Consider the following 12,638-nt stretch of genomic DNA (forward strand, 5'->3'; position numbering starts at 1 on the left):
TTAGCAGAACTCAGAGAGCAATGAACATCCATACTTCTACAGCAAAAGTAGTTAAGGCGAGCCTAGCGTGCTTGGTGCTTACCGTTGGCCTAGGTCTTACGGCCTGCGACGAAAAGGACATCATGAACCCGGTGCCGCAGACGTCCTTGCAGGGCACCTTCCTGTTTGATACCCCAGAGCGGGTGCTAGGGCAGGTAAATGGCATGTACGCCGGGCTGAAAGTGGGAAACTTCTTCGGGGGGCGTTTCCCGATGCTGAGCGACATCCGGGGCGAAGAATTCATTAACCGCCTCCAAAACGTATTCACCGGCTACGACGCCTGGAACCACACCATTAACTCCGGCTCCAACGACGCCCTCACGACCTGGAGCAGCGCCTACGCCACCATTAACCTAACTAATCTGGTGATTGACGGGCTGGCCGCGCACCCCAACGTGGTGGATGCCGCTACCACGGCGCAGTACGTGGGCGAGGCCAAGTTTGTGCGGGCCCTATGCTACTTCAGCCTTATTTCCTTCTACGGGCAGCCTTACGTGAAAAACCAGGGCGCTTCGCCCGGCGTGCCCTTGCGGATGAAAGGGGAGGCGTCGCCGGCCAACAACAACCTAGCTCGCAGCACAGTGGCGCAGGTATATGCCCAAATTATCAAAGACCTAGACGACGCAGAAGCCGCCCTGCCGCTCAAGTACTCGTCGGATCTTCTCAACACGACGCGGGCCCACCGCAACACGGCTATTGCCCTCAAGACGCGGGTGTACCTGAACATGGGACAGTTCGACAAAGTGGTAACGGAGGCTAAGAAAGTGGTGTCGGATGCCACGCCTTACAAAGCTGCTACCGGCGTAGCGCACCAGCTGCAAGCTGATATCAATACCGTTTTCACTTCCAGCTATACCACCACCGAGTCGATCTTCTCTATGCCCATGACGGAGCTAGACAACATCAGCGGTCAAAGCTCGCTGGGCTACGAGTATAACCTGAATCAGGAGTACAACCTGAACGCAACGGGCATCCTAGGTAATGCGCAGTGGCGCACGGGCGACAGCCGCCGCACCATGCTGCGTGCCTCCGGTACCACGATGTACTTGATGAAATACCGCAAAGCCAACCCTTACCTCGACTACGTACCCGTAATTCGCTACTCGGAGGTGCTGCTGAACTACGCCGAGGCCCTCGCTCGTCAAAGCACTCCCGACCTAGCCAAAGCCACCGCCGTGCTCACCGCCGTGCACCAGCGCTCGGATAGCGGCTACACGTTCCCGGCGGCCACAACCAGTTCGGCCACGGCCCTGACCAATGCCATTTGGGTGGAGCGCCGGATAGAGCTGCTTGGCGAAGGATTTCGCTCCAACGACTTGCTGCGCAACATGTTGCCGATTCCGAGCAAGGGTACAGCCCCGTCCATTACATCGAGCCAGCCAGAGTATATCTTCCCGATTCCGAACGCGGAGATTTCTTCGAACAAGGAGTTGTAAAAACGAGCTAGGTCGTCGGGCCGCCGTGTAGACATCCTGGCTGTGTTCCGTCCTTGAATCGAAGGTCAGCGCAGCCGACTACCTCGCTTTGAACAGCCCTCAATAAATAACCTCCGCAACTGAGCGACACTCAGTTGTGTCTCTTCAGCTAAAATCGCAAATCAGTACCAATACCAAACCCGCACGCCCGATCATCTATGAGAGTAACTCGACCCTTACTGGTGGGAATGTTGGCCTTCAGCCAGATTTCTGTCGCCCAAAACACCCCTGCCAATCCCGCCCCCCGAGCCGAAGCTAAGCCTGCCGCATCCATCTCATCGGTCACGCAAGGCATGAAGAAATTCGATGGCTATTTCCCCTTTTATTACGATGAGAAAAGCGGCAAAATTTACCTAGAGGTCGATAAGCTAGGCAAAGAATTCCTGTATTTCGGCTCGCTCACCAACGGCGTCGGATCGGGCGGGCCGGAGCGAGGTCAGGCGTCTTCGGCCATTGCAAAGTTTGAACGGGTTGGCTCCAAAGTATTCTTGGTAGAGCCCGTGTACAGCTACCGGGCCATGTCGAAAAATGTGGATGAGCAGCACGCCGTAGAAAACGCCTTTGCTAAATCGGTGATTTGGGGCTTCAACCCCGCCGCCGTAGAAGGCGACAAAGTGCTGCTGGATATGACCCCTTTCCTGGTACGCGATAGTCAAAAAATTGGGGACCGACTCGGTACCCCTAGCTACGCTGGGCCCGGCGTAGGGGGCGGCAGAGCCGGCGGTGGTGGCGCCAGCACGCCGTACCGCTTCGATGAGTCACGCTCGGCGGTGTACCTGGAAAACACCAAGAACTTCCCCAAAAACACCGAGTTTGAAGCCATCATCACCTTCACCGGCGGCCCAACGGGCGCCGGGCGCGGCTTCTTCGGGGGCGGCTCCGACATTGCGCCCGACCCCAACGCGGTGACGGTGAACATGCACCAGTCGTTTGTGGAGCTGCCCGACGACAAGTACAAGCCGCGCAAGTTTGACCCGCGCTCGGGCTTCAACCAGTTCACCTACATGGACTTCTCGGCGCCCATGACGGAGCAGCTCACCAAGCGCTACACGCGCCGGCACCGACTAGAAAAGAAAAACCCAAAGGCTGCGATGAGCGAGCCGGTCGAGCCGATTGTGTACTACGTGGACCGCGGCGCGCCGGAACAAATCAAGAAAGCGCTCATCGAGGGCGGCTCCTGGTGGAATCAGGCATTCGAAGCGGCCGGATATAAAAATGCCTTCCAAGTAAAGGAGCTGCCTGCTGGCGCGGACCCCATGGACATTCGCTACAACGTGGTGAACTGGGTGAACCGCTCCGGTAGCCCGCGGGCTTTTTCGTATGGCTCTTCGTACATCGACCCGCGCACGGGCGAAATCATCAAGGGCGTCGTGACCCTAGGTTCCGACCGTCACCGCCAGGATTACCTCATTGCCGAAGGGCTGCTGCAACCTTACCACGATGGCAAGGCGACGACCGACAAGATGGAGAAGATGGCGCTGGCTCGCATCCGGCAGCTCTCAGCCCACGAAATTGGCCATACCCTCGGGCTCTACCACAACTTCACCTCCAGTACCCACGACCGAGGCTCGGTGATGGACTACCCATTCCCGCGCTTCGAACTCAAGAATGGGGTAGTAGACGTATCGGATGCCTACGCCACCGGCATCGGCAGCTGGGATAAGCGCGCCATTACGTGGGGTTACCAGGATTTCTCGAAGGGCACGAACGAGGATGAGGCGCTGGATAAAATCATGGCAGAAACCCTGAAGCAGGGCCACATTTTCATTCCCGACATTGGCGGCTACGTGCACCCCAACTCCCACCAGTGGGACGACGGCGACAACGCGGTGGTGCAGCTCAACAAGCTCATGACGGTGCGCCGCCACGTGCTCGACAACTTCTCGGAAGCGGCCATCCAGAAGGATATGCCAATGGCCACGCTAGAGGAAGTATTAGTGCCCATCTACCTACTGCACCGCTACCAAATCGAAGCCACAGCCAAGTCGCTGGGCGGCTTGTATTTCACCCATGCAGTGAAGAACGATGGCCAGACCATCACCCGCATGGTGGACCCCACCGAGCAGTGGAAGGCCTTCGATGCCCTGATGGCGACCGTGTCGCCGCAAGCCCTAGCTCTGCCTGAGAAGCTGATTCAGAAGATTCCGCCGCGCCCATCAGGCTTCCCCGGTGGCCTCGAAACGTTCAGCGGCTACACCGGCCCGACGTTCGACCCAATGGCCGCGGCCGAGTCGGCGGCAAACGAAACGATTTCCTCCATCCTGAATCCGGAGCGGGCCGCCCGCCTGGTTGAGTACCACGCCCGCGACGCGGCCCAGCCCGGCTTTATGCCCGTGGTCGACAAGCTGCTGGATAAGACGTGGAAAACTCCGCTGGCGGCTGGCTACAACGGCGAGATACAAGCGGTAGTGAATAACCTCACGCTGAAGTATTTGCTAGCCCTAGCCGCCAACGAAAAAGCCTCGCCCAGCGTGCGGGGCGAGGCCTTGCTAAAAGTGGACGACCTTCAGCAGTGGATGAACTCGGCCGTGGCGAAAGCTGAACCCCGGCAAAAAGCTAATCTGCTGTTCGGCCTTTCTCAGATTGGCAAGTACCGTGAAGAGCCGGAGAAATTCCTGACGCCCGCCGCCTCGGTGATGCCTCCCGGCGCGCCCATCGGTATGCCCGGCATGGACTTCCTCAACGACGATTTTGCTTATTAGGGCTTGTAGCGCAAAGCCCCGGCTTCCTGTGTCATTGAAGGGGAACCCGCTGTGACGACACGTGAAGCACAAGCTTCACGTGTCGCTGACGAGGCGCCTAGCTATGCTAGGTTCATTGACGATGTACGAAGCTGAAGCTTCGCGCTAGAGCGCAATGATGCCGTTGCAACAACCAACCCTAGGTACCACTGTGCACGAGGCACGAAGCCAGCGCTTCGCGCTACCGAGCAACCTTCTTTTCACTTCAACCAACCACTACGCTCATGAAAAGAAAACTACCGCATTTGTTTCGTCGGGCTGGCCTAGTGCTAGCTTCAGCGGGCTTTGTTAGCGCGCTAATGCCTACCCAGGCCGCCGCCCAAACTACTATCTCGCCGGCCAAGCTGGAGGCGCTTAAGAAAGAGATGGTTGCCGAAATCGACAAACAACAAAAGTCGACGCAGGAGATGGTGGATATGGTGTTCAGCTTTGGGGAGCTAGGTTTCCAAGAAACCGAAACCTCGCGTTATCTGACCGACATTCTGAAGAAAAACGGCTTCACCATTGAGCAGGGCATTGCCGGTATGCCCACGGCGTGGATGGCTAAATGGGGTTCGGGCAAGCCAGTTATTGCCATTGGCAGCGACATCGACTGCATTCCGAAGGCGTCGCAAAAGCCCGGCGTGGCCTACCACGACCCTATTATTGAGGGGGCGCCAGGGCACGGCGAAGGCCACAACTCGGGCGAGCCGCTGAATATCACGGCCGTGCTAGCGCTCAAGAAGATCATGCAGCGCGAGAAAATTCCGGGCACGCTAGTGCTGTGGCCGGGGGTTGCGGAGGAACAGCTAGGTAGTAAGGCCTATTTTGTGCGCGATGGATACTTCAAGAACGTAGATGCCTGCATCTTCACCCACGTAGGCGACAACCTAGGTACGTCGTACGGCGACGTGGGCGGCAACGGCATGGTATCCGTGAAGTTCAATTTCAGCGGGCAGGCGGCGCACTCGGCTGGTGCTCCGTGGCGGGGGCGCAGCGCCCTCGACGCCGTGGAGCTCATGGACGTGGCCTGGAACTTCCACCGCGAGCACATGGAGGTCACGCAACGCTCGCACTACGTCATCCCCGACGGCGGCGACCAGCCCAACGTGGTGCCCTCCAAAGCAGCGGTGTGGTACTACTTCCGCGACCGAACCTACCCCAAGATCATGGAGATGTACCAAGACGCCATCAAAATGGCGCAAGGAGCTACCATGATGACCAACACCGAAATGACGTACGAGGTGCTAGGTAGTGCCTGGCCGGGGCACATGAACAAGCCCATGGCCGAAACCATGTACGAAAACATCAAATTGGTGGGGCTGCCTGCCTGGTCACCCGAAGACCAGACCCTAGCCCGCGCCACGCAAGTGGAGATGAAAGCACCCAAAACCGACCGGCGTGGCCGGCCCATTGATGGCCTCGCGATGAAGTTGGACAGTCTGAGCAAACCGGACAACAACTCCATTGGTGGTGGCTCCGACGACATTGCCGACATTTCTTGGAACGTGCCCACCATCGTGCTGCGCTATCCTTCCAACATTCCTGGTTTGCCCGGTCATCACTGGTCCAATGCCATTTCCATGGCCACCCCCATTGCCCACAAAGGTGTAACGGCCGGCGCTAAAGCCGAGGCCATGACCTTGCTGGATCTGCTCGTGAAACCGGAAATCATCAAGAATGCCTGGGCGTACTTCAACGACGTGCAAACCAAGGATACCAAGTACACGCCCTTCGTCTCCAAAACCGACAAGCCGGCTGTAGAGTTGAATAAGAAGATCATGGCCGAATTCCGGCCCGAGATGAAGAAGTATTACTACAATCCGGCGAAGTATAAAACGTACTTAGAGCAGCTAGGTATCAAGTACCCAACCGTGCGCCCAGCTGCTACCAGCCAAACCACCACGGGCGGTAACTAGGGAGTCGCTAGGGTTACTTCCAGTCGCCAACTACAAGAAGGCCCCGGTTCTGCTGGCAGAACCGGGGCCTCTCTGTTTTCACTCAGTAGCAGATTAAAAAGCCCCATGCTTTTCCTCGACACCTAGCCCAAACAGCGCGAAGTCATACTTCACCGGGTCAGTGGGGTCGAAGGCGCGCAGGTGCGCGGTAAGCTCCTCGGCTGCTTGCCAATCCACGAGTTTGCGCGTCATCAGACCTAGGCGGCGGGCCACGCGCTCCACGTGCACGTCGCAGGGGCAAACAAGGTCAGCCATCGGCAGACGAGTCCAGAGGCCGAAATCCACGCCGCGCGTGTCTTGGCGCACCATCCAACGCAGGTACATATTCACGCGCTTGCACGCCGAGCCGCGAGCGGGCGTGGCTACGTGTTTGCGCGTGCGCTGCGGTGCATCGGGCAGGCTGAAGAAGAGCTGATGGAAATTCTCCAGCCGCTCCCGCTGCGTATCTCCGATCAAAAAACCGTCTTCTAACGTGCTGTGGCTTTGGTAAAACCAACGCAGCCAGTGCACGAAGTACAGCAAATCGGTGTCGCAGAACGTGCGGTGGCAAAACCCCAGCAAGCCTTTCAACTCCTCATCGGTGTGCTGGGTAATAAATTGATACGGTGCATCGTCCATGCGGCGCATCAATTCCGTGCACTTACTGATAATGGTTTTGCGCTGGCCCCACGCTAACAAGGCGGCAAACAAGCCACTGATTTCAATATCCTGCCGCTGGGTAAAGCGATGCGGAATGCTGATAGGATCATTCGCAATAAAAGCCGGCTGATCGTAGCGGTCGTAATGATCGTCGAGAAACTGACGAAGCTGAGCGGTATTCAATAAAAAGAAAATAGAAGTGAGAAGGTAGGAGCTAGGAGTAGAAAGACAGGAGCACAAAGTCATTCGGTGGCTAGCTCCTAGCTTCGCGCGCCTAGCTTCTTCTTACGGTACATACGACGTTTCGACGCGGAAGCGGCTATTCGGCATGGAGAGGCGCTGCACGGCGCGTGGGGAGAGGCGGACCAAGATGCTGCTGTTTTCGCCCGTGTCGGGTAGTTGGCCGATCACGCGCACGTACACCGATTGGCCGTTCATGATGTTGCGGACCTGCATAATGGTGCCCACCGGCGCCGTTTTGTGCAAGGCCAGGTACTTGTCTGTCACGGCGCCTTCGATGGTGGCGGCTAGGCCATTTTCGCGCACCCGGTGCACCACTTCGCTGGCCCGTTCGGGCGTGCGGTCTTCGGGGTTAGGGGAGGGGGACGTAGCCGCGTCGGGGGTGGCTTCTTTATCGCGGTCGTTTTCCTCGGGCCGTTCCGGCAAGGTAATGGCCGGAGTGGTAGGGGCGGGGCTAGGTTTGGGGGCGGTGGTTACGGCAGGCTCTGCGGTAGGTTTGGTGCTAGGTGCCGCACCGCCAGCGGGCACGATAATCAGGCTTTGCCCTACGCGCACGCCATAATCCGTTGGTAGTTGGTTGAGGCGAGCTAGCTCGGCGGGTGCCATATTAAAGCGACGAGCCGTGGAGAACAAGGTTTGTCCCTTTTCTACAACATACACCTGATTGCCGCGAGCATCTGCTTGTAAGCCAGCTGCACTAGCAGGCGCGGTCGGTTTGGGGGCCGTCGGAGCAGCAGCGGGACGAGTTGCCGGGGCTGGTCGGGGAGCAGCAGAGGCGGGCGTGGGGGCAGTGAGCACCACACGCGTGCGTGGCACCAGCACGAGTTGCCCCGAAAACAGGGAGCCTTGCACTTTCGGATTGGCGGCTACGATTTGGTCAACGGGCACCTTGTAGCGGCGCGAAATACCATAGAGCGTTTCACCGGCTTTCACCCGGTGCTTGATGAGCATTTTATTGTTTTGGTACACAACCCCGATAGAGTCAATCGGAGCAAAGGGCCGAGGCGCGGCCAACGCGGCAAAACCAGCGAAAAAAGACGCGGTAACCAGCACTAAAAAACGAGTCATAGAAAAAGGTGCGCAGGAAGCGCGCAGAAGCCAGGCAGCCGGGGCTAGGCCCCGCGCGGAAGACGGGAAAAAGTAGGCGGAAAGATAAAAAATAATCCTAGCCCAGAATGATTCGCAGGCCCTTCGGGCGGGGCAGAAGTACAATAAAATAGCTATTTCTGCCACGGGCTCGGCTGGCATCACGGAAATTTCGGTTTTTTGCAAAACGATTTTCGTCTTGCTCTATTATGCTCAACGCCCTCGGCATCATTCCGGCCCGCTACGCCTCCTCCCGTTTACCCGGCAAACCCCTCATCGACCTAGGTGGTCAGTCCATCATCCAGCGCGTGGTGGCGCAGGCGCAAAAATCGTCGCTCAGCCGCGTGGTGGTGGCCACCGACGATGAGCGCATCTACCGGCACGTGCTCAGCTTCGGAGGCGAAGTTATCCTGACCTCGCCCGATCACCCCAGCGGCACCGACCGAGTGTTTGAGGCGTACCAGAAGCTGGACCTAGGTGCCGAGGTAGATTGCGTCATTAACATCCAGGGTGACGAACCTTTCGTGCAGCCCGCCCAGATCGACGCGCTGGTGCAGCTGTTCGCTGCCACGCCGCCGCCCCAGATTGCTACGCTCGTGAAACCCGTTCTCACGGAGGAGGAGCTGCGCAGCCCGCACCTGCCCAAGGTCGTCATTGATCAGCGCGGACAAGCCTTATACTTCAGCCGTCACCCATTGCCTTACCAGCGCCAACACGCGCCGGAGCAGTGGCTGGCGCACCACCGCTACCTGCGTCACATCGGCCTCTACGCGTACCGCCCCGATATTCTGGAGCAGATAACCCGCTTGGCGCCGTCGCCTCTAGAAATAGCCGAGTCGCTGGAGCAGCTACGTTGGCTGGAGCATGGCTTTCGCATCCAAACAACGGAAACCAACCTCGAAACCATCGGTATCGACACGCCCGACGATGTAGCGCGGGCCTTACAATTCTTGCAAAGCCAGGCTCATGCGTAACGCAGCTTTTGTCGTCGGTGCTACTTAGCCCCCAGCCTTCTTTGCTTTGTACCCCAGGTCCAGCAACACGGCCAAGGCTTTGTCCCGAAAGTCCCCCTGAATCAAGATTTCACCGTCTTTCGCGTTACCACCGACGCCGCACTTGGTTTTCAGGGTTTTACCTAGGCTTTGCAGATCCGCATCCCGGCCCACAAACCCCGTAATAAGGGTTACCTGCTTGCCACCGCGTGCCTTCTTGTCCAGCTGTACGCGCAAGTTTTGTTGTTTGGGAGGCAGCGTTTCGGATTCGGTTTCGCCTTGCTGCTGATATTCAAAATCCGGGTTGGTGGAATACACCACGCCTTCCCGGCCGCTACGATTTTTCATGTGCAAAAGAGTAACTGAATAACGGAGTAATTGAGTAGGAAGTAGCTGAGTGATTACGTAACAGGGTAGGTCGATGAACATCAGTACTTCGTTACGCAAGTACTTGGTTGCGCTTATGTAGCTACTTCCAAAGCTAGGGGCGTCAGGTCAACTTTGAAAGCGGAGGCTTCGCCCACATAGTCGCCGTCGACGTGAAAGCCGAGGGGAGTAGCGGTTTGTACGTGCACTTGGCGGGCCGTATGGAAATCAGCGGCACCCGACTTGGGCAGGTCGCCGAGGGCTAGGCCGAGGCCCACGCGCACGGCTCGCCAGAGCGGAAGGGCATCAATGAGCACCAAGTCGAGCAAACCATCCCGAATGTCGGCTAGCGGGGCGATGTATGCGTTGTTGCCGTACTGCGCTGCATTGGCAAAAGCCAGGATGTAGCAGTTGGTATCAAGTTCTTTCTCTCCAAATGTAACCTGAATAGGCGTCGGCCGAAAGGTGCGGTACTCGCGCAAAGCTACCTGCACGTACGTAGCTAGCCCCCGGGTGCCAGCTGCCGCAAAGCACTTGCTCACGTGCGCATCGAACCCTAGGCCGGCCGTGCAAAAAAACGGATGGCCGTTGATGTCGCCGACGTCGATACGCTGAAAATCTGGCGCATTGAAGCGTCGGATAGCCGCTGGCAAGGCCAAGGGCACGCGCAGATGACGAGCAAGCCCATTGCCAGAACCCCGCGGGACAATGCCCAAAGCCGCTGCAGTGCCTAGCAAGCCCCGCCCTACTTCGTTCACCGTACCATCGCCGCCCACGGCTACCACCACCCGATACCCTTCGGCTGCCGCTTGGCGAGCAAGCTCCTCCGCGTGGCCTGCGTACTGCGTCCGGTAGATGGTGGACGCAACTTTATCGTGGTCGAGGTGCTGGGTGATGAGCGCCGGCACATCCTGCCGCCGGTTTGTGCCGGAGTTGGGATTTAGAATAAAGCAGATGCGAAGCCTAGGCATAAGCTACTGATAGAAGGAGTTAAGCTGGAAAGCTGCGGTAACCCATTAAAAAGAAAGCCCACCCGAAGATGGGCAGGCTTTCTAAGAGGGAAGAGCACCTAGCTTACGAAGCCATCTTCTCACCCAGTTTCTGGATGAGGTCAGCTGTGCGCGTGCTGTAGCCAGTTTCGTTATCGTACCAGCCAATTACTTTCGCCAGGGTACCATTCGCCGAAGTGAGGGCCGAGTCGAAAATGCACGAGTGGGGGTTGCCCACGATATCGATGCTCACCAGCGGATCGGTGGTGTACTCGATGATGCCTTTCAACGGACCTTCAGCAGCTTGCTTCAAGGCGTCATTGATTTGCTCCTTCGTAACTTCCTTTTTCAGGATTACGGTCAAGTCAGTCATCGAGCCATCGGGCACAGGAACACGCATGGCCAAACCATCTAGCTTGCCTTTTAGCTCGGGCAACACCAAGCCTACCGCTTTTGCAGCGCCAGTGCTGGTTGGGATAATGCTGTAAGCGGCAGCGCGAGCACGACGCAAGTCCTTGTGAGGAGCATCCTGCAGGTTCTGGTCAGAAGTATAGGCATGCACCGTCGTGATGTAGCCCTTCTCAATGCCAAACACCTCGTCCAGTACTTTCGCCATGGGGGCCAAGCAGTTGGTGGTGCAGCTAGCGTTCGAGATGATGGTCTCGTCGCCGGTCAGGATATCTTCGTTTACGCCCAGCACAACTGTGGGAATGTTGCCGGTAGCAGGAGCCGAAATTACCACTTTCTTCGCGCCCGCTGTGATGTGCTGACCGGCGCCCGCTTCGTCCACAAAGCGGCCCGTCGACTCGAGGACTACGTCAATGCCCATTGAACCCCAGGGGAGGAGCTTAGGATCGCGCTCGGCAAGAGCATGAATGCGCTGGCCATTTACCGTTAGGCTTTCCTCGTCGTACGTTACCGTTCCGTCGAAACGGCCGTGTACCGAGTCGTACTTCAGTAGGTGAGCCAGTGTCTTATTATCCGTGAGGTCGTTGATAGCCACCACTTCTACATTGTCGCGCCCGAGCAGCGACTTGAAGGTGAGGCGACCGATGCGGCCGAAGCCGTTGATGGCAACTTTAATTTTAGCCATATTAGGAAATTGGTTTGGCGGCTCCAAAGAGCCGGATGAAAACGCGGGGCTAAGGTATAAGGATGGGGTAACTTCGCCAAATCAGAGTAAGTCTTAGCGAATTCCTCGCCTTAGGTCGCCCGATAATTAGAGATATAACAACTGACCAACTGGATTGATTCGGTTGGATCAATTCAAGCGAGAGTTTAAGGTATTCGGCGCCCTGTTGCACCTGTTTGTAAGGGCTGTGTCATCATAGTACTAAAAAATTTCTCCTTGAACCTCAGCCTCTTTCTGCAAATGAGTGATTTTTTTTAGGGCTAGGTATTGCGGTGAAAGTTCGCAGTTCTATCTTTGCACCATCAAAACGAACAAGGGACGACAATAACAGAACAAAATGGTCCGTTCGTCTAGGGGTTAGGACAGTAGATTTTCATTCTACCAACAGGGGTTCGATTCCCCTACGGACTACAGAAACCCTCGTTTTGAGCAAAAGAAACCGCTTCCGCAGCCTGCAAAAGACTGCGGAAGCGGTTTCTTCGTTTTACGCGTTTCCCACGCTAATGAGTTACTCCGCCAAAATAAAATTGAAGACGGACTACCCATCTGGAGCGACTAACCGGAAAGACGGCACCTCCCTGGTGTATCTGCAGATCCTGATCAATCGGGTTTCGAAGAAAATGGAACTCGACATCTATTGGCCAACGATGTTCTGAGATTTCGACACGAGAGAAGCTAAGCCTCGTCGATGTGGTGATAAGGATGTCGCCGATATCAACCTGATCGCCGGCAAGGCCCTGGCCAACGAAATCTTCGTCAAGTGGCGACTGCACGAACTGGAGCCCACGATCGAGGCGTTTCTGCGCGAGTACTACAGCCGCCTCAACAAGTCGAACCTGTGCGACTACTTCGCCCAGAAGCTGGAGCAGCGCTACAGCAGTGGCGAAATCAGTGAACTCACCTACAAGACCCAGCGCAGTTCGCTGAAGCGACTAAGGGAGTTTCGGGTGGTGACGCAACGCATGCAGCGCGCCCAGCACCTGCTGCTGCACCGCCGCTTAC

9 protein-coding genes and 1 tRNA gene are annotated in these 12,638 nt (G+C 57.1%); 5 read left to right on the plus strand and 5 right to left on the minus strand.

All coding sequences use genetic code 11. The annotated features are described in order from the left end of the window. The first annotated feature begins 20 nt into the window (after positions 1–20). From BXP70_RS16725 to BXP70_RS16735, 3 genes are all read left to right on the plus strand, one after another. Positions 21–1,475 carry a RagB/SusD family nutrient uptake outer membrane protein gene (locus BXP70_RS16725; RefSeq protein ID WP_086595247.1) on the plus strand — a complete coding sequence of 485 codons (1,455 nt, stop codon included), beginning with the start codon at positions 21–23 and terminating at the stop codon, positions 1,473–1,475. Between the two features lie 197 nt (positions 1,476–1,672). Then, complete coding sequence (locus tag BXP70_RS16730; protein ID WP_086595248.1) at positions 1,673–4,216, plus strand: zinc-dependent metalloprotease; 2,544 nt, start codon at positions 1,673–1,675, stop codon at positions 4,214–4,216. A gap of 338 nt (positions 4,217–4,554) precedes the next feature. After that, complete coding sequence (locus tag BXP70_RS16735) at positions 4,555–6,153, plus strand: peptidase dimerization domain-containing protein (RefSeq protein WP_086595268.1); 1,599 nt, start codon at positions 4,555–4,557, stop codon at positions 6,151–6,153. 93 nt (positions 6,154–6,246) lie between these two features. On the opposite strand, the gene BXP70_RS16740 is transcribed toward BXP70_RS16735, so the two are convergent. Beyond that, the gene (locus BXP70_RS16740; RefSeq protein WP_245849659.1) at positions 6,247–7,014 is read right to left on the minus strand and encodes a TIGR02757 family protein; all 768 of its coding nucleotides are present in this window, start codon (positions 7,012–7,014) and stop codon (positions 6,247–6,249) included. Positions 7,015–7,116: 102 nt separating this feature from the next. Then, positions 7,117–8,139: a LysM peptidoglycan-binding domain-containing protein gene (locus tag BXP70_RS16745; RefSeq protein ID WP_179197721.1), complete on the minus strand. Its 1,023-nt coding sequence runs from the start codon at positions 8,137–8,139 to the stop codon at positions 7,117–7,119. 227 nt (positions 8,140–8,366) lie between these two features. Here BXP70_RS16745 and kdsB point away from each other — a divergent pair, with 227 nt between their 5' ends. Beyond that, entirely contained in the window at positions 8,367–9,131 is a 765-nt protein-coding gene (kdsB, locus tag BXP70_RS16750) for a 3-deoxy-manno-octulosonate cytidylyltransferase (RefSeq protein ID WP_086595251.1), read from the plus strand. 24 nt (positions 9,132–9,155) lie between these two features. Here kdsB and BXP70_RS16755 read toward each other — a convergent pair whose 3' ends face one another. The 3 genes from BXP70_RS16755 to gap all read right to left on the minus strand — a co-directional run bounded on the left by BXP70_RS16755 (position 9,156) and on the right by gap (position 11,597). Then, complete coding sequence (locus BXP70_RS16755) at positions 9,156–9,497, minus strand: translation initiation factor (RefSeq protein ID WP_179197722.1); 342 nt, start codon at positions 9,495–9,497, stop codon at positions 9,156–9,158. Positions 9,498–9,610: 113 nt separating this feature from the next. Next, positions 9,611–10,486, minus strand: a complete 876-nt coding sequence (locus BXP70_RS16760; RefSeq protein WP_086595253.1) for a diacylglycerol/lipid kinase family protein — start codon at positions 10,484–10,486, stop codon at positions 9,611–9,613. A 103-nt stretch (positions 10,487–10,589) separates the two neighbouring features. After that, on the minus strand, positions 10,590–11,597 hold the full coding sequence (gene gap, locus BXP70_RS16765) for a type I glyceraldehyde-3-phosphate dehydrogenase (protein WP_086595254.1): 1,008 nt from the start codon (positions 11,595–11,597) through the stop codon (positions 10,590–10,592). Positions 11,598–11,975: 378 nt separating this feature from the next. On the opposite strand from gap, the gene BXP70_RS16770 reads away from it, so the two are divergent. Then, positions 11,976–12,047 (plus strand) — tRNA-Glu (locus tag BXP70_RS16770). Positions 12,048–12,638: the final 591 nt, after the last annotated feature.

Source organism: Hymenobacter crusticola (genome assembly GCF_002154225.1).
In the GTDB taxonomy this organism is placed as follows: Bacteria; Bacteroidota; Bacteroidia; order Cytophagales; family Hymenobacteraceae; genus Hymenobacter; species Hymenobacter crusticola.